We start from the raw sequence: 18,801 nt of genomic DNA, 5'->3' as shown, positions 1-18,801 counted from the left end.
CTTAAGGCAATAAGGACTCACGTTCCCACAGAGACTCAATCGTTTCACGTTGACGAATTAAGTGTGCTTGATCACCGTCAACCATCACCTCTGCTGCACGACCTCGGCTGTTGTAATTTGAACTCATCACAAAACCATAGGCACCTGCACCTAAAACGGCCAAATGATCGTTCGCTTGAATCGCAAGTTCACGCTCTTTACCGAGGAAGTCACCTGTTTCACAGATCGCACCAACCACATCCCAAACTTTTTTCTCAGTTTTCGAATTTTGATTAACCTCTTGGATATCCATCCAAGCTTCGTACAAAGAAGGACGAATCAAGTCATTCATTGCTGCATCAACAATTGCAAAATTGCGATGATTGGTTGGTTTTAAAAGATCAACTTTCGTCACCAATACGCCAGCATTCGCCGAAATACTACGCCCTGGCTCCATATACACTTTAAGACCAAGTTTTTCTAATGCAGGACGTAAAGCATTTGCATATTCTTCAACTGTCGGTGGAACTTCATCTTTATAAGTCACACCAAGACCACCACCAATATCAATATGTTTGAGGTTGATCCCTAATTTTTTCAATGCTTCAATCATGTTCATGACACGATCAAGTGCATCAACAAAAGGTTGAGTTTCAGTCAATTGTGAACCAATATGACAATCAATTCCTACGATATCTAAGTGACTTAAACTTGCTGCATACTGATAAGTTTCATATACCGAATCAGAAGGAATACCAAATTTATTTTCTTTAAGACCAGTCGAGATATATGGATGTGTTTTGGCATCAACATCTGGATTTACCCGAAGTGAAATTGGAGCTTTTACATTAAGTTCTGCTGCAACTTTTTGAATACGGTCAAGCTCTGCATATGATTCCACATTAAAACAAGCAATACCCACTTCTAATGCTTGACGAATGTCAGCTTCAGACTTGCCCAAACCAGAGAAGACTATTTTAGAAGCGTCACCACCTGCGCGTAAAACACGTGCTAATTCACCACCAGTCACGATATCAAACCCGCAACCAAGTTTCGCCAACACATTTAGAACAGCGATATTTGAGTTTGACTTCACTGCAAAACAAATTTGGTGATCGATAAAATTAAAAGCACGATCCATATCCAAATAATGTTTTTCAAAAGTTGCTTTTGAATAAACATAAAGTGGTGTACCAAATTGCTGAGCAAGTTGATCCAATGAACATTGTTCTGCGTGCAAAACCCCTTGAATGCGAGGGAAACTCATGGATGTATCCTTTCTAAATTGCGCTGGAGAAAAAAAATAAATGAATATTAATCTTGAGTAGGTGCAGCATCTGCTTTAGGTTCAGCTTGATCCTGACTTGGGCGATCATTGTTTTTATAAATTAAATATTGTGCTCGCTTGTCATAGTTTGGATCACTGGGTAGTTGTAATGCACCAGTCTGACCACATCCAGCCAAGATTGAAACAACGGCTGCACTGATAACTCCGATCAAAATACGCATACCTACACCTATCAGTAAAATTTATAGAAGTATACCTTGATCATCTAATTCACCAAAGTATTTAACGCAACAGATTAATAACAGAAATAAAAAAACGCCAGTAATTACTGACGTTTCTTTTGACCTAAATTGCAAATCATTTATAAGTTTTTATTTTTTCTTATAAAAACCAAAATAACCAATGATCAGAATAACAAACCAAATCGGGCTCACCATCAATGCACGGCGAGTATCATCTTCTAAAGCCAATACTCCAATCATGCCAATAAAGAATATAGCAACAATCGCACATGTCACCAATCCACCTGGTAGTTTAAATTTCGATTTGGCATGAAGTTCTGGGCGTGTTTTGTAATACACCACATAACTCCAAATAATCATCAACCATACACAAATAAATAAAATGGTGGAAAGTGTTGTCGCTAAAGTAAATGCTTCCACCGTATTCGGTACGAAGTATTGCAGTGCTGCCCCTAGTAACAAACATACTGCTGAGAAATACAAGGCATTCGCTGGCACAGCTCGCTTATTCAGTCTTCCAAAAGCTTCAGGAGCTTGAGTCTCGCGCGACAAGCCAAACAGCATACGGCTGGTTGAGAATACGCCACTGTTCATCGATGACATCACTGAAGACAATACAACCAAATTCATAATAATAGCAGCGGCTGCAATACCTGCTTGACTAAACAAGTTTACAAATGGGGAAATATTCGGATCAATCTTATTCCATGGTGTAACCGACATCACCACCAGCAACGACAAAACATAGAAAATAATGATTCGAATAGGAATCGAGTTGACAGCTTTCGGCAAGTTCGTTTCAGGATCTTTAGTTTCAGCTGCGGTTGTACCCACCAGTTCTACACCCACAAAAGCAAAAATTGCGATTTGGAAGCCTGCCAAGAAACCGATTGCACCTGTTGGGAAGATCCCGCCGTTTGACCAAATATTGCTAAATGCTGCGATTTCACCTGATGTAGAAGTGAAACCTGTAAATATCATCCAAAAGCCAACGCCAATTAAAACCACAATTGCGATAATCTTGATTAAAGCAAACCAGAATTCTAATTCACCAAACAGTTTCACTGTAACAAGATTCAATCCCATAATAAATACGATTGCAGCGATGCTAATCATTACCCCTTCTTCAGGGCTAAAAGGCATCCCATTATTGAAGAACTGAAGGTAATAAATGATCGCCGATAAATCTGCAATACCGATGGTGATCCAACACAGCCAGTAGGTCCAGCCCACAAAGTAACCTGCCCATGGTCCAATTAAATCCGTGGCGAAATCTATAAACGACTTATATTTCAAATTTGAAAGCAACAATTCGCCTAGTGCTCGCATCACTAAAAAAACCATGAAACCGATGATCATGTAAATTACAAGAATTGAAGGACCAGCTAGGCTAATTGTTTTCCCAGAGCCCATGAACAAACCTGTTCCAATTGCGCCTCCAATTGCAATTAACTGCAAATGTCGATTGGATAGACTTCGTTGTAATTCACCATTTTGCTGAGGCGAATTTATATTTTGATCTGACATTTTCAAATTCACCAAATATATTAATCGGCACAACTTAACTGAAAAAAATCAGATTTCAAAAAGAAAATTAGCACGATCAATATTTTCTAATTAGTTTAAAGTATTAATTCATTTTTCTTATATATCACCAGAATGATCAATTATTCATCATATTTATTTATCTTATTTTGAGTAAAATATTGAAAATCTTGTTGTTATATGTAAAAAATATAAGTGCAAAAAAATAATCAAAAGGAATGATGTGTTTGATCGCGCAAAAGTATGGCATATCCCTTGCTTGATCATGCATGTAAAAAACAATCAGGAAAATAAGAAGGTAATTTATGCAAGAAATACAATCAATCATGGAAACACTCAGCGGCTTAGTCTGGGGACCTTATATGCTGGTGCTGATTGTTGGGACAGGTGTTTTCTTAACATTCCGTCTACTTTTTTGGCAATTCAGGATGCTTCCATTGGCATTTAAACAAGTGTTCGGGAAACACCCAGATAAAAAAGACTCGGGAGATATCTCACAATTTGCCTCACTCATGACCGCACTTTCAGCCACGATTGGTACAGGTAATATCGCAGGGGTAGCGACTGCTTGTGTACTGGGTGGTCCGGGTGCTGTATTCTGGATGTGGATGACTGCTTTTTTCGGTATGGCAACCAAATACGGTGAAGGTGTTTTGGCGGTCAAATACCGTGTAAAAAATGAAAAAGGAGAAATGTCTGGTGGTCCAATGTACTACATTGAACGAGGACTTGGCGCGAAATGGAAGTGGCTCGCAGTCCTCTTCGCATTATTTGGTACATTAGCATCCTTTGGTATTGGTAGCTCAGTTCAATCAAACACAGTGGCACTAGCAGTAGAAAATAGTTTGGGTATAAGCACGCTCACCACTGCCATCATTATTACAATTTTCTCTGCATTGGTGATTTTAGGCGGTATTAAGTCTATTTCCAAAGCATCCTCAGTTATTGTTCCAGTCATGGCTCTAGGCTATGTCATTGGCGGGCTAATTATTATTTTCAATAACCTTGAATTAGTTGTTCCTGCTTTAAAAATGATCTTTACCTATGCATTCACAGGTGAAGCAGCAGCAGGTGGAGCCATCGGTGCAGCGATTCGTTACGGTGTTGCCCGTGGTGTATTTTCAAACGAAGCTGGTATGGGCTCTGCTCCAATTGCAGCGGCAGCAGCTAAAACTGATCACCCTGCCCGTCAAGGCCTAGTTTCAATGACAGGTACATTCATTGATACGATTATTGTGTGCTCAATTACGGGTATTGTTCTTGTTATGGGTTTCATCATGGCAGGACAATCATTTGGTGATCAAACTGGGGCTGTTTTGACCATTAGTGTTTTTGACAAATTACTACCAGGATTTGGGGGCTGGGTTGTTACGTTCGGAATCATCTTTTTTGCTTATTCAACTATTTTAGGTTGGAGTTATTACGGTGAAAAATGTTGCACCTATTTACTGGGTGAAAAGTCAGTATTTATCTATCGTCTCATTTATATTGCTTCGGTATTTGTAGGCTGTGTCGTCACACTTGATTTAGTTTGGCTTTTCGCAGACACCTTCAATGGGTTAATGGCAGCACCAAACTTAATTGCCTTATTATTACTTTCTGGAGTCATTGCAAAAGAATCTAAAGACTTTATTGAACGTCGAAAATCTGGTGAGCTTTATTAAATAAATTAATAGAATTAAACCAATAAAAAAGCCTCATTGATGAGGCTTTTTTATCTTTTCACGAAAATTTCTGCTCATTCAAATTTTGTTTTTCCTCTTGATCCTTTGCAATTTCTTCCGCAACCTCTAAGCTCAATACAAAAAATAGAACATGTTCAATTATCATATTGCCTTGTTCATCTTCAAGATAATTTTTAACCAGCTGATACTGCTTATTTTGCTCATCAAAAGGAATATCTAGATATAGGTCACCCAGATAGCTATCAATTTCATCCTCACCTGACAAACCTAGACATGGCTCAAATTCAATTTCATGTTGTTCAAGCCATGTAATCACAAGATCTCGAATATTTTCTTCCTCATTCTGATCATCCGTGTAATTCTCAAAATGAATAAACAGCACATCACGCTGTATTTCACGTGCGATGGCATCAATATGTTGGGCGTACAAGCGCATATCAAATAACTCAGTCGATTCTTGATATGAGTATAAATTAATTCATGATCGCTTTAATTCAATATCTCGTTAAAGCACACGTCATGACTTGTCTTATTGTTTTTAAATTTGATCAATATTTTTTTGTTTTCGCGACCTTTACTCAGTATGCTCAGCATATAGAAAATCACAAAACCTATATCAAGTTATGGCTAAAGCAAAAAGTGTATATCGCTGTGAACAATGTGGCGCAGATCATCCTAAATGGGCAGGTCAATGCTCAGAATGCGGAGAATGGAACAGTTTAGTTGAAGTCACCATTGCCCCAGCGATTACGCATCGCGCAAATCCAAAAATTGCAGGCGGTTATGCTGGTCAAGCAGCATCAATCACTACTTTGAATCAAGTTTCAGTTTCTCACGAAACACGTTTAGCAACAGGGATTGGAGAATTTGATCGCGTTTTAGGCGGAGGGCTTGTTACTGGTTCAGTTGTACTGATCGGTGGTGACCCTGGTATTGGTAAATCAACTATTCTTTTGCAGACGGCAACCCATATGGCTGCCGCGAAAAGTTCCGCCCTATATGTCACTGGTGAGGAATCTTTATCTCAAGTTGCATTACGTGCCAATCGTTTGGATCTTCCAACTGATCAATTAAAAGTGATGGCTGAGACGTGCGTAGAGCGTATTTGCGAAGTATTAGCGCATGAACGACCTGCTGTCGCGATCTTAGACTCGATTCAAACTTTATACACTGAAACTTTACAGTCTGCGCCAGGCGGCGTTTCTCAAATTCGAGAATCTGCAGCCCTTCTGACACGTTTTGCGAAGAACAGCGGAACAGCTTTATTTATTGTGGGTCATGTGACCAAAGAAGGTGCTTTAGCTGGCCCTCGTGTTTTAGAACACATGGTCGATTGCGTACTTTATTTTGAAGGTCAATCTGATTCACGTTATCGAATGATTCGAGCTGTTAAAAATCGTTTTGGTGCAGTCAATGAACTCGGTGTTTTTGGGATGACTGATAAAGGGCTTAGAGAGGTTGCCAATCCCTCAGCCATCTTTCTTAGCCGATATGATGAAGCGATTCCTGGTTCTATCGTCATGATTAGTCGAGAAGGCACACGTCCACTCTTAGTTGAAGTGCAAGCCCTAGTAGATGACGCGCATGGTCAACCTCGCCGTGTTGCATTGGGTCTTGAGCAAAACCGTTTGAATATGCTACTCGCCGTCATGCACCGTCATGGTGGTGTTCAAACTTCTGGTCAAGACGTATATGTGAATGTTGTTGGTGGCTTAAAAATTACTGAAACAGGTTCAGATCTCGCCGTCTTATTGGCCTGTGCTTCAAGTTTGAGAGCAAAAGCACTCCCTCAGCAATTGGCTGTATTTGGCGAAGTGGGATTATCGGGAGAGATTCGCCCCGTACCTAACGGGCAGGAACGGTTGAAGGAAGCAATTAAGCACGGGTTTAAATATATTATAGTCCCTAGAGCGAATGCACCACAAAAGGATATTCCTGGTGTTCGCATTATCGCCGTTGCCCGTCTACATGAAGCTTTAACTGAAGCGATGAGCTTAGCGGATGAACATTAATTCAGCTGATCAATTTATTTAACTATACACTGTGTATGAATACTGAAAAAAATTGAGGTTTAAGTTGAAATTTAAGCCAAAAGACTGCATAAATACAGTGTGAAATTAACTTTTTAAAATAGGAATTTTAGATGGAAGTTCGACAGCGTAGTTTAGTTGCGGGTATTTTAATGGCGACACTCATGGTAGCGCCTTTTGCAGAAGCAAAACGTGCTGGTGGTGGTAAAAGCCATGGTATGAGCCGTTCTGCTGCTCCAACCCAATCATATCAGCAACCACGTCAAGCTACTCCTGCCCAACAACCTGCTGCTCCAGCGACTGCGCCTCAAAAGTCTGGTCCTGGTGTGGGTGGTATGGTCGCTGCTGGTGTTGCTGGTGCTGCAATTGGTGCAGTCGCAGCAAATGCTTTAGCAGATGATGATACTGTTCCAGCAAGTCAAGCAGAAGTTGCTGCACAACCTGAGGAAGAAGGTGGTATCCCAAGTTGGGTATGGTTGTTGATTATTGCTGCTGCTGCGTTCTTCATCTTCCGTAAATTCGGAGCAAAAAAAAAATTAGCGGCTAACAACCCTTATGCACCAAACAGTTCAGGTCCACAATCTGCACCGTTTGGTCAAACTGCTGCACCTCGCCCTTCAGTGTCTAATGACAATACCAATATTTTTGGTCAATCTGTGGGCGGTGGCACAGCTGCATCTCAAGCGCCATTTGGTCAAGCACCACAAGCTCCTTTTGGTGCAGCAACAATGTCTAGTGGAAGTCAGCTACCTGACGGAACTGAACCAGCTGCTTTCTTACGCATTGCACGCCAACGCTTCAACCATATTCAATCGATGAATACGGCAAGTAATATTGCTGAGATTCAACGTTATTTGACGCCTGATCTTTATCAATCGATGTATAACGATATTATGGGTAACCAAGATCAAGACGTAGCTGAGTTTTCAAATCTGAATGCTATGGTTGTTGATTCTGCGACTGAAAATGGTCAATACATTGTCAGCGTTCGTTTCACGGGTACGGTAAGTGAAGACTTAAATAGCCTTCCACAACCGTTTGCTGAAGTTTGGCATTTCGTTAAACCAGCAGGTTCTAATCAAGATTGGTTGGTTGCGGGTATTCAACAGGAAAGCTAATTTTATTATCAAAAAAGCCAGTGAACCACTGGCTTTTTTTGTTTCGCACACTGTTTAATCCTTCTTGAGTGAATTCAATTTTGCATGTGTTAAAACCCTATCTCACCGTCACTTAGGAATGCATGACCGTATTTAATTATTAAATAGCAGATTTATTCAGATTCATTCAAAGGTATGAAACAATATAGAATCTAAGAATTATAAAAAAGCCCCATATTACTGGGGCTTGTTAATTTAACGACGAGGTAATGGAATATACTGGCTATTACGATCGCTGGTTTCAGCTGGTCGTTCACCAATAACCACTTCAGTATTGATGCTCTTACCTTCACGTAAAATCTCAATTTTTGCAGAGGTATTCGGTGATTGCATTGCAACATAATTAATCAATTGTGATGGATTATTGATCTCCTGATCATTTACTTTCATGATCCGATCACCGACTTTAATCTTAGCTTTATCTGCAGGACCAGACTCATAGACGCTGCTCACAATTACACCCTTCTCACGAGGTTGTAATACATCGGGTTGCGTCGGATTCGCCAAACCAATACCTAGCCACCCTCGAATTACTCTGCCTTCTTTTAATATTGAATTTAGAACTTGCTGGCAGACTTTAGCAGGAATAGCAAAACCAATTCCTAAAGAACCACCAGATTGCGAGAAAATTGCAGTATTAATCCCAATCAAATTACCTGCAACATCAATGAGTGCTCCCCCAGAATTACCTGGATTAATAGCAGCATCGGTTTGAATAAAATCTTCATAGAAATTTATACCCAATCCCGAACGTTCTGTCGCAGATATGATCCCTTGCGTAACTGTTTGTCCCACGCCAAATGGATTACCAATTGCGAGTACAACATCTCCAACTTCATTTCCACTCAGTTTGAAAGGAAGCACTGGCAGTTTGTCCATTTCGATTTTAATGACTGCTAAATCCGTATCAGGATCTGTTCCAATTACTTTGGCTTCTGCTCGACGACCATCATACAAAGCCACAACAATCTGGTCAGCCTGTGCAATCACATGATTATTAGTCAGAATATAACCATCAGGTCGAACAATCACCCCCGAACCCAAACTATTTTCATTTGGTTCTTGTCCAAAACGTTCAGGTAATTGACCACCAAAAAATTCTCTAAAAACAGGATCATTTAAAATCGGATGATCCACTTTTTTTACAGTTTGTGTTGTAAAAATATTAACGACTGCAGGTGCTGCGACCTTTACCGCAGCATTGTATGACACTACTCCCCCAGAACGTGTCGTATCCACCAAAGGTTCTACTTTTTCAGCTGGCATTTTATATCCATCAGCTGCTATTTGAGGCTTTGGTTGATTTAGTTTTTGCCATGTGACAAAACTAATAATGACAATAATGAGTAACACCCATGGTAACCATGTAAAGGACCGGCGCACTTTAATATCCTCTGAGAATTTTAATTTATTGATGACAAAAGTATTTTATGACTGCATATTGTAATCAAAAAAAATTTATATACCTAAAATTGTGAAAATAGTTTTGTTCGGCTTTAGTTAAGATTAAAAATATGCTTTGATCTTTATATTTTCACAGACTTAAGAACATTATGGCAAAGCTAAACGACATTATCCAATGGTGTGATCAGACCCTAAAGGCCAATGAATTTAAAGATTACGCTCCCAATGGTCTGCAAATCGAAGGTAAAACAGAAGTAAAGCGAATTGTTTGTGCTGTATCGGCTTCTCAATCAGCCATTGATGCTGCAATCGAGCTGCAAGCTGATGTTTTATTGGTTCACCATGGCTATTTTTGGAAAGGTGAGCCATCTCCGATTACAGGAATGCGTGGCAAGCGAATTAAATCACTCATTCAACGTGATATTTCACTATTAGCTTATCATTTACCTCTCGATAGCCACCCTAGCTTGGGAAATAATGCTGCGATAGCGGATTTACTTCATCTTGATCAAATTGAAGCACTTGATCCGAGTGAACGTCATCCCATTGGAAATATCGGCTATTTAAAAAATGCAATGACACCAGATGAGTTCAAAGCTTTTGTGTCACAACAACTTAATTATGATGCGATACATTTGATGGCTGATAAACCAAGTATTCAAAAAGTTGGATTTTGTACTGGCGGTGCTCAAGACTTTATCACTAAAGCTGCCGAACAAAATTGCGATGCTTATATTTCAGGTGAAGTTAGTGAGCGTACCTTTTATCAAGCTTTAGAATTAGATGTGCATTATTACGCATGTGGACATCATGCGACTGAACGTTATGGTGTTCAACGACTAGGTCAAGCAATTTGTGAACAATTTGGTCTTGAATATCATTACGTTGAACTCAATAATCCTATTTAAATTGATTTAACCACGCGTTTTAAATTGGAGTGAGCTTATACGTATTAATTCACGCTTTATTCTGTATTCTTATTTATAAGTAATGCGCAAAATATGGTGAGAATCTATTACAATAAGTGCACTTCGATGTAAAACCCAGCACAATGCAAGGAACTTAAAACATGACAACGATTACTTTACCAGCTCTTCCGTACGGTTACGAAGATCTTGCTCCACACATCAGCAAAGAAACTTTAGAATACCACCACGACAAACACCACAATACTTATGTTGTTAATTTAAACAACCTTATTGCAGGTACTGATCTTGAAGGTAAAACGCTTGAAGAAATCATCAAAGCTTCTGCTGGTGATACTTCTAAAGCGGGTATCTTCAACAACGCAGCACAAGTTTGGAACCACACATTCTACTGGAACTGTATGGCTAAAAACGGTGGTGGTAAAGCGACTGGTGCTTTAGCTGCTAAAATTGACGAAGCTTTCGGTTCTTACGAAAAATTTGCTGAAGAATTTGCTGCTGCTGCTACAACTCAATTCGGTTCAGGTTGGGCTTGGTTAGTTGCTGATGAAGTAAATGGTAAACTTTCTATCATGAAAACTTCAAATGCTGATACTCCACTTGCTCATGGTAAAGTAGCTATATTAACGATCGATGTTTGGGAACATGCTTACTACATCGACTTCCGTAACGCTCGTCCTAAGTATATTTCTACTTTCTTAGAAAGCTTAGTGAACTGGGATTACGCTAACGCGAAATATGCTGGTCAAGAAGCTGGCGTAGAAAAATAAGATTTAACCGTCTTATTACGTTTAAAAAACCATCCTTTTAGGATGGTTTTTTTGTTATTTACATCAATTTGAGTATTAATAAATCAAACTATTCATTTCTTTACAATAATTGGTTGACGACTAGTAATTTCAACCCTAAAATGCGCATCAGATTCTCCAATAGCTCAGTCGGTAGAGCGACGGACTGTTAATCCGCAGGTCCCTGGTTCGAGCCCAGGTTGGAGAGCCAATCTAATCTCCCATAGCTCAGTCGGTAGAGCGACGGACTGTTAATCCGCAGGTCCCTGGTTCGAGCCCAGGTGGGAGAGCCAAGATTCTAAAAACCCAAGCATAATGACTTGGGTTTTTTTATGCCTAAATTTTTGATTTGCTATAGAATTATTCTAATTTTCTAAAAAAGTCTAAAAATGAATACACCTTGGCTTAAATCACTGATTTTCTGGTCTCTACTTGTTGGCAGTCTCATCTTTATATTTCAATGCACTCAGAAATCTGAACATAATAAAGTAGCCCCTGCACTTATGTATGAACGTTTGTATCACTGCACTTCAGAACTATCCCCTGAACACGCACTCCTGATCAAAAAAATTCAAAACGAGGTAAATGTGGAATCATCACAACAAACCATGATGGAACTTATGAGTTTATGTCGTAAAGCGAATCCACTGAAAAGCAAAGCAGAGTATGTCCATTTATTAAAAAAGCTATAGATCGTTTCACTTAGATTAAATTTAAATCAGTTGATTCATATTTCTAATATTTTTCAATGTTAAGGCTTGACCTCTCTTCATTTGACTCATAGAATGCGTACCAGATTCTCCAATAGCTCAGTCGGTAGAGCGACGGACTGTTAATCCGCAGGTCCCTGGTTCGAGCCCAGGTTGGAGAGCCAAGATTCTAAAAACCCACTCAATCGAGTGGGTTTTTTCTTATATGTGCTTTTATTTACGAATTCCTGTGCTTCAATCCAGTCAAATTACTTTCTTAATTATTGGTGTTATTGCAACCCTTGCCCTGCTCACCATTATCTTTCAACAATTATTTAAAAAGCCACAACGCTTTTACCCCAAACGCATTATTACCGCATTTGAAAGTAAAATGTTTTTTAGATTAAAAGAGAGTTTTCCGCAATACCATGTGCTTGCTCAAGTCGCTTTTAGCGCTTTAATCACAAACCCCAGTCTAAAGATTCGAGCTAAATTTAATCGAAAAGTGACTGACTTTGTCTTACTGGATGATCAGCTTAAAGTTATTGCCATTATCGAACTCGATGATCCAAGTCATCTTGGTAAGGAACAAGAAGATGCTGAACGCGATCAAATGTTTTATGAAGCAGGATATCGAGTATTTCGCTATAACGATATCCCAAGTGTTCAAAGCCTCAAAAAAGATATTCTTGCTAAAAATAATTAGTTTAAAGGCTCTGCTACAGACGAAGCATTCTGCTCAAGCTGCTCTTGTTTTTCTCTAGCTTCAATTCGCGCGGCTTGTTCTGCACGTAACCGATCGTACTCTGCTTTGTTCTTTGCATCACTCTTTACTGCAAAAAAAGCGATCGCAATGATAAGCAACGGGATAAGGGGACCAAGACTTGCCAATAAAATAAATTTAGTGGTGAATTTCTTTTTTGATGAAGTCATCAACAAAACCTGTGTTATTGAGTCCGAGGCAATATAACAGAATAAAGTCATAGAAAAAACTTTAGCTTTAAGTGTCAACTAGGATGCAACACCCTAGCTGACATAGTCACGTTTAGCGCACCGGTAAATACGATTTAATAAAATCAACAACCTCATCATTTTTCTCAACAATCGCTTGTGTATGCGATGCTCCTGCCACAATATCTAATACAATTGGAGGTTGAGTCCCCAATCCATTTAACTGATTTACTAATTGTTGTGTTACTTGATATGGGACAGCGGTGTCATTTTCACCTTGAACCACATAAACCGGTTTCATGAGTTTTTGAGTTCCAGGCTGATTATTACTTAAAAAACTACTCACCACTGGATCATTTTCAAAGCCAACCTTTAACCCAGGATAGTCCATTACTTTTTGTGTTGAATTTGATTCCAAATAAGTCTTAATGTCTTTTCTAAACTCATCAATTAATGGCATCAAGCATAGGCCATTTTCACCAGTCGACCCCTCAGCTTTCTCTGCCACAGCTTGAGACCTAGATTGGAATATCGTTGCTAATGAAAATCTAGGTTCATATGCTTTAATCCCTACACCTGTATAAGCAGCATAAGCTAATAGCTCTGAATAAATAGCGATTGCCAAATCTCTATTTTGACTTTCTATCGCTGAAATGGCATTTGGTGCGACTTGGGTAATAATGTAACCCAAACTGGATGCTGGAGCAGTCGCTACAGCCCCTTTGTAATACGGATCATTATTGGCATATTGTGCAATTCCTAATGATGCATGACCACCTTGGGATTGGCCGACAGACATCCAAGATTTATTTAATCGTGATGGATATGCTTGGTGAACTGACTTTATTGCATGAATCGCAGATTGTGCAGCACTAGATAGATGAAGATAAGGATGAATCCCTTTAACCCCCAAACCTTCATAATCAGGGGCTACAATGACATAACCTTCTTTAAGAAGATTGTTCGCTAAAATTTCAAAATTCGAATTGAGTACATTATTGCTTGGTGCACATTCGTCTCCAACACCAGTTGTTCCATGTGCCCATACCACTACTGGCCATCCTGCTGCTGGCTGAGCAGTCTTAGGAAACATGACCATTGCTGTAGCCTTAGTTTTCTGACCCAGAACATTCGGCATTAAATAAGTCATAATTTGGATTTTGGAAGCTTGCTCTAGACTATCTTTTTGATAAGCTTTCTCAGCAACAAACACTTTTTCTTGAAAAATATTTTTATCATCATCACTATTACAAGCCGTTAAGAGTAATGCTGCCGTACAGCACATTGCGATAACCGTTTTTTTAATTGTACTCTTCATAATTCTTTCCATTCATTATTATCACTCTCCATGAGTACTTTTAATTAAACATAAAAAAAAGCATCCGACTAGGATGCTTAATTAATTTATTTTTATTTAATGTTAAGATTAAATTAATGCAATAAAAATCCCCATAAAGATCATCACCCCTACCCATCGGTTATGTCTAAATGCCCAGAAGCACCATTGCGGATCTTTATCACGTGTTTTGGTCCATTGATAGATGAAATCACCTACCACGAGCACTAATGCGATTAATCCAAAAGGGACAAGTATGTGTTCAAGCCATAGTGCAGTACCAATTAAAATAACACTCATCGCCTGCAATAAACTGATAATTTTAATATCATTTTTTCCAAACAAAATAGCCGTCGACTTAACCCCAATCTTTAAATCATATTCGCGATCCGTAATTGCATATTGAGTATCATAAGCCACAGTCCAAGCCAAATTACCGAAATAAAGTAGCCAACACGTCCAATCCAAAGGCTTAGCCATTGCAGTAAATGACATCGGTATACCCCATGAGAATGCCATCCCCAGTACCACTTGAGGTAAATGCGTATAGCGCTTCATAAATGGATAGATGAAAGCAAGTACCAGCCCAATTAAAGCACAATAAAAAGTTTCAATAGGCAGGAAAAACAATGTACAAGCACTTGCAGCAACCAGTGCGATAAACACCCAAACTGCTTCTTTTGCCGAAATCACACCTGTGGCTAATGGACGATTTTTAGTTCTTTCTACGTGTGCATCCACTTTACGATCAGCAAAATCATTAATGGCACATCCCGCTGCACGCATAAATATAGTGCCACATACGATGGCAAGCAGTGTCACTACATCAGGTATTCCACCAGCTGCAATCCACAGCGCCCATAAGGTGGGCCACAGGACTAACTCAGTACCAATTGGCTTATCGAAACGACATAAATAGTAATAAGCGCTTAAACGCTCGCGCCAGGTGATTGCTTGTGCGGTTGCCATAAAGTCTAGCTCAATGAGTTTTTATAAAACGTTCAAATGCTGGTAAAAATGTTTCTTGGACAATAAATTTACAGCCATGCCAAGTATAACAGCTCTGTCTGGTCCATCCATCCTCAAGTAAGATCACGCGACGTTGGCATTGCGGTTCTGTGCGTTGGAACAGGAATCGACCTATAGGCTGATTTCCAATATGTTGAAAGAGACGTGCTTTTTTTTGAAGGCTGGTAATTGGGAAAATAGATTTCGCTTTTACCCACGGTTCACACTCAGAACCAAATAAATGAGTCTCTCTAACCCAAGAAGTATGCTGATGTGATACACCCATCCAGCTGGCATCATGAAAATTTAAACGTTGAAATCGTTCTTGGATTCGTTGAACTTTGAATGTTCCATCAGCTAAATCTGTCAGTTGTTGGGTAAGTGAGCCTGAGGCGTACAACCATTTTTTTAACTCAGGACACATTAATTTTTCCTGATGATTAAATTGACGGCTTTCAAGCATATTTCAGACTACCATTATTTTATACTCTCAAGTGTACCCAAGCTTTAGAACTAATGCACCAAACCTATGGTTTAGTTTAAGGCATCACACTCACACATTTCATACTGCACCCCCCAAAAAAAATGCTATAAACATTCATTCGTAAACAACTTCATTAAACATGCTTAAATTTAGCTTGTACTTATTTATATCACTGTTATTTCTTTCCCAAGCTCATGCTCGTCAATTAGCACTGAGTTTTGATGATAGATTAAATCCAACTATCGATCCTACTGCTCCACACATTAATCAACAAATACTAGCGCATTTAAAATCCAAAAATATTCAATCGATCATTTTCACAAGTTACATCAAAATCGGTGACAATGCGGGTAAAGACTTAATACGTCAATGGGATAAACACGGACATATTGTCGGCAATCACAGTGCTTTTCATGAAAATTTAAATAAACCTGAAATTTTGGCGAAAGACTACATCAAAAGCATTAGAATTAATGAATTAGTTTTTCGTGATTTAAAAAACTTTAGGAGAATCTTTAGGTACCCTTATCTCAAAGAAGGCAATAATATTGCGAAAAGAGATCAAGTCCAACACTGGTTAAAGCAAAATCACTACCAACATGGTGGTGTTAGTATTGATGCAAGTGACTGGTTTTATAATCAAAAATATCTAGCGTATCTAAAAGCAGGTAAAACGTCACACATTAAAAGATTGAAGCAGGCTTATATTGATCATCTTCTTGATCGAGCAGAATATTATGATTCACTCGCATTACAAACTCTTCAACGCTCTCCTCAGCATGTATTGTTACTCCACACGAATGCGATTAATGGACAGTTTCTAGGCGAGATCGTTTTAGCCTTAGAAAGCAAAGGGTGGACAATAATCAATGCAGCAGATGCTTATGCTGATTCGCTATATCAGAATTTCAGCCCTAATATCCCCGCTGGGGAGAGTATTATATGGTCTATCGCCAAAAGCCAAAATATTGAAAGTTTAAGATATCCTGCTGAGGATGCACCTTATGAGCGTGAAAACTTACTCAAATATGACTTGGATGATCACAAGGAATAAATCTTAGTTTTAGGCGCAGCTACACACATTCAAGCATTGTCAGATTTTGCAATCACTTCAAATTTGCCTTGTGGCGTTTTTACTAAAATAAAACCTTCGGCACTGATATAAAATTCATGTGGATAATCAAATTGTAAAGCCAAATCAGGATTTCTTAGTTCAAGAAATTGTGCCTGCTTATAGCCTTCGATGGTTCTGCCAACTTCCAAATAGGTCACTTCAGAAAAATTGAGCTTGAATCCTTTTTCGTGATCACTTGGATCATTCCAAGGAAAAAATCCCGTGTGCTTTTTACGTGGCTTTGCCATGAAATATTTCTCATATTTGACTACATTTATTTTAACTCAAAACACAAAAAAACCCGCGCATTGCGCGGGTTTTTTACAGCGAAATTCGTGAACGAATTACAGGCTGTAGTACATATCAAATTCAACTGGGTGAGTTGTCGTATTAAGACGACGAACTTCTTCAGTTTTAAGCTCAATGTAAGCATCAAGCATTTCTTTAGTGAATACGCCACCTTTAAGAAGGTAATCGTGATCGGCTTGAAGAGCTTCTAAAGCCATATCCAAGCTGTGTGCAACTGTAGGAATTTTTGCTTCTTCTTCAGGAGGTAGATCATACAAATTCTTGTCTGAAGCTTCACCTGGATGAATCTTGTTTTGAATACCGTCGATACCCGCCATTAACAATGCAGCGAAACCTAAGTAAGGGTTCATCATTGGATCTGGGAAACGTGCTTCAATACGTTTACCTTTCGGGCTAGAAACGTATGGAATACGGATAGAAGCCGAACGGTTACGCGCTGAATAAGCAAGCATAATTGGCGCTTCATAATGTGGCACTAAACGCTTATACGAGTTTGTAGAAGGGTTAGTAATCGCATTTAATGAGCGTGCGTGCTTGATGATACCGCCAATGAAATACAATGCCATTTCTGAAAGGCCTGCATATTCATCACCAGCAAACAAGTTCTTGCCGTCTTTAGAAATTGACATATGAACGTGCATACCAGAACCGTTATCACCAACCATTGGTTTAGGCATAAACGTTGCAGTTTTAGCATATTGATGAGCAACGTTCCAAACAGCATATTTAAACTGTTGTACTTCGTCAGCTTTACGAACCATAGTGTTGAAGCTCACACCAATTTCTAATTGGCAAGATGCAACTTCATGGTGATGTACTTCTACACGACCTGGCCCCATGATGTCTTCAATTTTCGCACACATTTCTGCACGCATATCGTGGTGAGAATCAACTGGAGGCACTGGGAAGTAACCACCTTTAACGCGTGGACGGTGGCCTGAGTTACCTGATTCGTAAGAATTACCTGTAGACCAAGCAGCTTCTTCAGCGATTAATGTATGGCGAGCACCAGACATATCGATGTCCCATTTAACTTCGTCAAATACGAAGAATTCTGGTTCTGGACCAAAGAAAGCAGTATCACCAATACCAGTAGATTTTAAATATTCTTCTGCACGGCGAGCAATTGAACGTGGGTCACGGTCATAACCTTGACCAGTAGATGGCTCAATAACATCACAAGTCACCACTACAGTTGGCTCTGCAAAAAACGGGTCGATAAAACCTGTTTCAGCATCTGGACGTAAGATCATGTCAGACGCTTCGATACCTTTCCAACCAGCAATTGAAGAACCGTCGAACATTTTACCATCTTCAAAAGTATCTTCATCGATAGTATCTGCTGGGTAAGTAACATGTTGTTCTTTACCCTTAGTGTCCGTAAAACGGAAGTCTACCCATTTTGCGCCACTTTCTTGGATGAGTTGTAGGACCTTGTTCGCCATGCTCATTTTGCTCCGATGATTTTTTGTTGCACATTTAGTGCGTGTTAGTAGTTGGTAGTTTTAAAGCAATTACCGTACCAACTTTTAAAAGCAAAGCTAAAATCTTGAAATCCTTATCAGATTAACAGCTTTATTCACTTTGCTTTGCGACTATTATACTGTGCTTAAAACTAAATGCACCATATTCAGGCACAGTTCATCGCAATAAAAAATATTTATTTACAACCTGTATCAAAATGGTGCACCTCAGAGCATGATCGTTTAATTATTAAACTTAAAGTCAAGTTTATTCAGGGATTTAATTACTTAATTTACCAAACGATATATTTTATAAATTTTTATAAATTAGAAAAATGGATCAAATTTTCAGGCACATGCGTTTAATGCCTTGTTTTATATATCAATAAATAAAAAAATTTAA

19 protein-coding genes and 3 tRNA genes are annotated in these 18,801 nt (G+C 39.1%); 11 read left to right on the top strand and 11 right to left on the bottom strand.

The window, feature by feature from the left end; translation table 11 throughout:
• Window position 1: 1 nt before the first annotated feature.
• From lysA to AC1M9A_RS00365, 3 genes are all read right to left on the bottom strand, one after another.
• Window positions 2–1,246, bottom strand: a complete 1,245-nt coding sequence (lysA, locus tag AC1M9A_RS00375) for a diaminopimelate decarboxylase (protein WP_481591278.1) — start codon at window positions 1,244–1,246, stop codon at window positions 2–4.
• A 47-nt stretch (window positions 1,247–1,293) separates the two neighbouring features.
• A complete protein-coding gene (lptM, locus tag AC1M9A_RS00370; RefSeq protein WP_092765967.1) occupies window positions 1,294–1,488 on the bottom strand; it encodes an LPS translocon maturation chaperone LptM in 195 nt (64 codons plus the stop codon).
• 150 nt (window positions 1,489–1,638) lie between these two features.
• Window positions 1,639–3,036: an amino acid permease gene (locus AC1M9A_RS00365; RefSeq protein WP_481609377.1), complete on the bottom strand. Its 1,398-nt coding sequence runs from the start codon at window positions 3,034–3,036 to the stop codon at window positions 1,639–1,641.
• A gap of 323 nt (window positions 3,037–3,359) precedes the next feature.
• Between AC1M9A_RS00365 and AC1M9A_RS00360 the strand changes: the two genes are divergently transcribed.
• Complete coding sequence (locus AC1M9A_RS00360) at window positions 3,360–4,718, top strand: alanine/glycine:cation symporter family protein (protein ID WP_481609376.1); 1,359 nt, start codon at window positions 3,360–3,362, stop codon at window positions 4,716–4,718.
• Between the two features lie 58 nt (window positions 4,719–4,776).
• On the opposite strand, the gene AC1M9A_RS00355 is transcribed toward AC1M9A_RS00360, so the two are convergent.
• Window positions 4,777–5,175, bottom strand: coding sequence for a hypothetical protein (locus AC1M9A_RS00355; protein WP_481589700.1), 399 nt, complete (start codon window positions 5,173–5,175; stop codon window positions 4,777–4,779).
• Between the two features lie 187 nt (window positions 5,176–5,362).
• Here AC1M9A_RS00355 and radA point away from each other — a divergent pair, with 187 nt between their 5' ends.
• Window positions 5,363–6,751 carry a DNA repair protein RadA gene (gene radA, locus AC1M9A_RS00350; RefSeq protein ID WP_035267023.1) on the top strand — a complete coding sequence of 463 codons (1,389 nt, stop codon included), beginning with the start codon at window positions 5,363–5,365 and terminating at the stop codon, window positions 6,749–6,751.
• A gap of 131 nt (window positions 6,752–6,882) precedes the next feature.
• Complete coding sequence (locus AC1M9A_RS00345; protein ID WP_481609375.1) at window positions 6,883–7,887, top strand: Tim44 domain-containing protein; 1,005 nt, start codon at window positions 6,883–6,885, stop codon at window positions 7,885–7,887.
• A 234-nt stretch (window positions 7,888–8,121) separates the two neighbouring features.
• On the opposite strand, the gene AC1M9A_RS00340 is transcribed toward AC1M9A_RS00345, so the two are convergent.
• The gene (locus AC1M9A_RS00340) at window positions 8,122–9,309 is read right to left on the bottom strand and encodes a trypsin-like peptidase domain-containing protein (protein WP_180028696.1); all 1,188 of its coding nucleotides are present in this window, start codon (window positions 9,307–9,309) and stop codon (window positions 8,122–8,124) included.
• Window positions 9,310–9,479: 170 nt separating this feature from the next.
• Here AC1M9A_RS00340 and AC1M9A_RS00335 point away from each other — a divergent pair, with 170 nt between their 5' ends.
• The 7 genes from AC1M9A_RS00335 (at window position 9,480) to AC1M9A_RS00305 (ending at window position 12,439) form a co-directional block, all read left to right on the top strand.
• Window positions 9,480–10,238: a Nif3-like dinuclear metal center hexameric protein gene (locus AC1M9A_RS00335; protein ID WP_481609374.1), complete on the top strand. Its 759-nt coding sequence runs from the start codon at window positions 9,480–9,482 to the stop codon at window positions 10,236–10,238.
• A 161-nt stretch (window positions 10,239–10,399) separates the two neighbouring features.
• Entirely contained in the window at window positions 10,400–11,026 is a 627-nt protein-coding gene (locus AC1M9A_RS00330; protein WP_481609373.1) for a superoxide dismutase, read from the top strand.
• 153 nt (window positions 11,027–11,179) lie between these two features.
• A tRNA-Asn gene (locus tag AC1M9A_RS00325) sits at window positions 11,180–11,255 on the top strand.
• 6 nt (window positions 11,256–11,261) lie between these two features.
• Window positions 11,262–11,337, top strand: a tRNA-Asn gene (locus tag AC1M9A_RS00320).
• Window positions 11,338–11,433: 96 nt separating this feature from the next.
• A complete protein-coding gene (locus AC1M9A_RS00315) occupies window positions 11,434–11,736 on the top strand; it encodes a hypothetical protein (RefSeq protein ID WP_481609372.1) in 303 nt (100 codons plus the stop codon).
• Window positions 11,737–11,842: 106 nt separating this feature from the next.
• Window positions 11,843–11,918 (top strand) — tRNA-Asn (locus tag AC1M9A_RS00310).
• A 41-nt stretch (window positions 11,919–11,959) separates the two neighbouring features.
• Window positions 11,960–12,439: a DUF2726 domain-containing protein gene (locus AC1M9A_RS00305; RefSeq protein WP_092765958.1), complete on the top strand. Its 480-nt coding sequence runs from the start codon at window positions 11,960–11,962 to the stop codon at window positions 12,437–12,439.
• Here the strand turns inward: AC1M9A_RS00305 and AC1M9A_RS00300 are convergent.
• The 4 genes from AC1M9A_RS00300 to AC1M9A_RS00285 all read right to left on the bottom strand — a co-directional run bounded on the left by AC1M9A_RS00300 (window position 12,436) and on the right by AC1M9A_RS00285 (window position 15,491).
• Entirely contained in the window at window positions 12,436–12,666 is a 231-nt protein-coding gene (locus tag AC1M9A_RS00300; RefSeq protein WP_051586562.1) for a hypothetical protein, read from the bottom strand. The genes AC1M9A_RS00305 and AC1M9A_RS00300 overlap by 4 nt on opposite strands.
• Window positions 12,667–12,778: 112 nt before the next feature.
• Window positions 12,779–14,002: an alpha/beta hydrolase family protein gene (locus AC1M9A_RS00295; protein WP_481589694.1), complete on the bottom strand. Its 1,224-nt coding sequence runs from the start codon at window positions 14,000–14,002 to the stop codon at window positions 12,779–12,781.
• 108 nt (window positions 14,003–14,110) lie between these two features.
• Window positions 14,111–14,989 (bottom strand): 4-hydroxybenzoate octaprenyltransferase, encoded by an 879-nt coding sequence (ubiA, locus tag AC1M9A_RS00290; protein ID WP_481609371.1) that lies wholly within the window; start codon window positions 14,987–14,989, stop codon window positions 14,111–14,113.
• Window positions 14,990–14,999: 10 nt separating this feature from the next.
• Window positions 15,000–15,491 carry a chorismate--pyruvate lyase family protein gene (locus AC1M9A_RS00285; RefSeq protein WP_035267005.1) on the bottom strand — a complete coding sequence of 164 codons (492 nt, stop codon included), beginning with the start codon at window positions 15,489–15,491 and terminating at the stop codon, window positions 15,000–15,002.
• Between the two features lie 160 nt (window positions 15,492–15,651).
• On the opposite strand from AC1M9A_RS00285, the gene AC1M9A_RS00280 reads away from it, so the two are divergent.
• Window positions 15,652–16,566 (top strand): polysaccharide deacetylase family protein, encoded by a 915-nt coding sequence (locus AC1M9A_RS00280; protein ID WP_481609370.1) that lies wholly within the window; start codon window positions 15,652–15,654, stop codon window positions 16,564–16,566.
• Between the two features lie 29 nt (window positions 16,567–16,595).
• Here the strand turns inward: AC1M9A_RS00280 and AC1M9A_RS00275 are convergent, their stop codons facing one another.
• Both AC1M9A_RS00275 and glnA read right to left on the bottom strand, forming a co-directional pair.
• Window positions 16,596–16,874, bottom strand: coding sequence for a hypothetical protein (locus tag AC1M9A_RS00275; protein WP_035267000.1), 279 nt, complete (start codon window positions 16,872–16,874; stop codon window positions 16,596–16,598).
• Window positions 16,875–16,970: 96 nt separating this feature from the next.
• Window positions 16,971–18,386, bottom strand: coding sequence for a type I glutamate--ammonia ligase (gene glnA, locus AC1M9A_RS00270; protein ID WP_171076768.1), 1,416 nt, complete (start codon window positions 18,384–18,386; stop codon window positions 16,971–16,973).
• Window positions 18,387–18,801 lie beyond the last annotated feature (415 nt).

It is taken from the genome of Acinetobacter sp. ANC_7634, assembly GCF_056779875.1.
Note: the sequence above shows the minus strand (reverse complement) of the source record. Positions and strands in the feature narration are given on the sequence as shown.

Coding starts and splice junctions, on each gene's coding strand:
- lysA (WP_481591278.1), bottom strand. CDS start 1,246: ATGAGTTTCCCTCGCATTCAAGGGGTTTTGCACGCAGAACAATGTTCA.
- lptM (WP_092765967.1), bottom strand. CDS start 1,488: ATGCGTATTTTGATCGGAGTTATCAGTGCAGCCGTTGTTTCAATCTTG.
- AC1M9A_RS00365 (WP_481609377.1), bottom strand. CDS start 3,036: ATGTCAGATCAAAATATAAATTCGCCTCAGCAAAATGGTGAATTACAA.
- AC1M9A_RS00360 (WP_481609376.1), top strand. CDS start 3,360: ATGCAAGAAATACAATCAATCATGGAAACACTCAGCGGCTTAGTCTGG.
- AC1M9A_RS00355 (WP_481589700.1), bottom strand. CDS start 5,175: ATGCGCTTGTACGCCCAACATATTGATGCCATCGCACGTGAAATACAG.
- radA (WP_035267023.1), top strand. CDS start 5,363: ATGGCTAAAGCAAAAAGTGTATATCGCTGTGAACAATGTGGCGCAGAT.
- AC1M9A_RS00345 (WP_481609375.1), top strand. CDS start 6,883: ATGGAAGTTCGACAGCGTAGTTTAGTTGCGGGTATTTTAATGGCGACA.
- AC1M9A_RS00335 (WP_481609374.1), top strand. CDS start 9,480: ATGGCAAAGCTAAACGACATTATCCAATGGTGTGATCAGACCCTAAAG.
- AC1M9A_RS00330 (WP_481609373.1), top strand. CDS start 10,400: ATGACAACGATTACTTTACCAGCTCTTCCGTACGGTTACGAAGATCTT.
- AC1M9A_RS00315 (WP_481609372.1), top strand. CDS start 11,434: ATGAATACACCTTGGCTTAAATCACTGATTTTCTGGTCTCTACTTGTT.
- AC1M9A_RS00305 (WP_092765958.1), top strand. CDS start 11,960: ATGTGCTTTTATTTACGAATTCCTGTGCTTCAATCCAGTCAAATTACT.
- AC1M9A_RS00300 (WP_051586562.1), bottom strand. CDS start 12,666: ATGACTTCATCAAAAAAGAAATTCACCACTAAATTTATTTTATTGGCA.
- AC1M9A_RS00295 (WP_481589694.1), bottom strand. CDS start 14,002: ATGAAGAGTACAATTAAAAAAACGGTTATCGCAATGTGCTGTACGGCA.
- ubiA (WP_481609371.1), bottom strand. CDS start 14,989: ATGGCAACCGCACAAGCAATCACCTGGCGCGAGCGTTTAAGCGCTTAT.
- AC1M9A_RS00285 (WP_035267005.1), bottom strand. CDS start 15,491: ATGCTTGAAAGCCGTCAATTTAATCATCAGGAAAAATTAATGTGTCCT.
- AC1M9A_RS00280 (WP_481609370.1), top strand. CDS start 15,652: ATGCTTAAATTTAGCTTGTACTTATTTATATCACTGTTATTTCTTTCC.
- AC1M9A_RS00275 (WP_035267000.1), bottom strand. CDS start 16,874: ATGGCAAAGCCACGTAAAAAGCACACGGGATTTTTTCCTTGGAATGAT.
- glnA (WP_171076768.1), bottom strand. CDS start 18,386: ATGAGCATGGCGAACAAGGTCCTACAACTCATCCAAGAAAGTGGCGCA.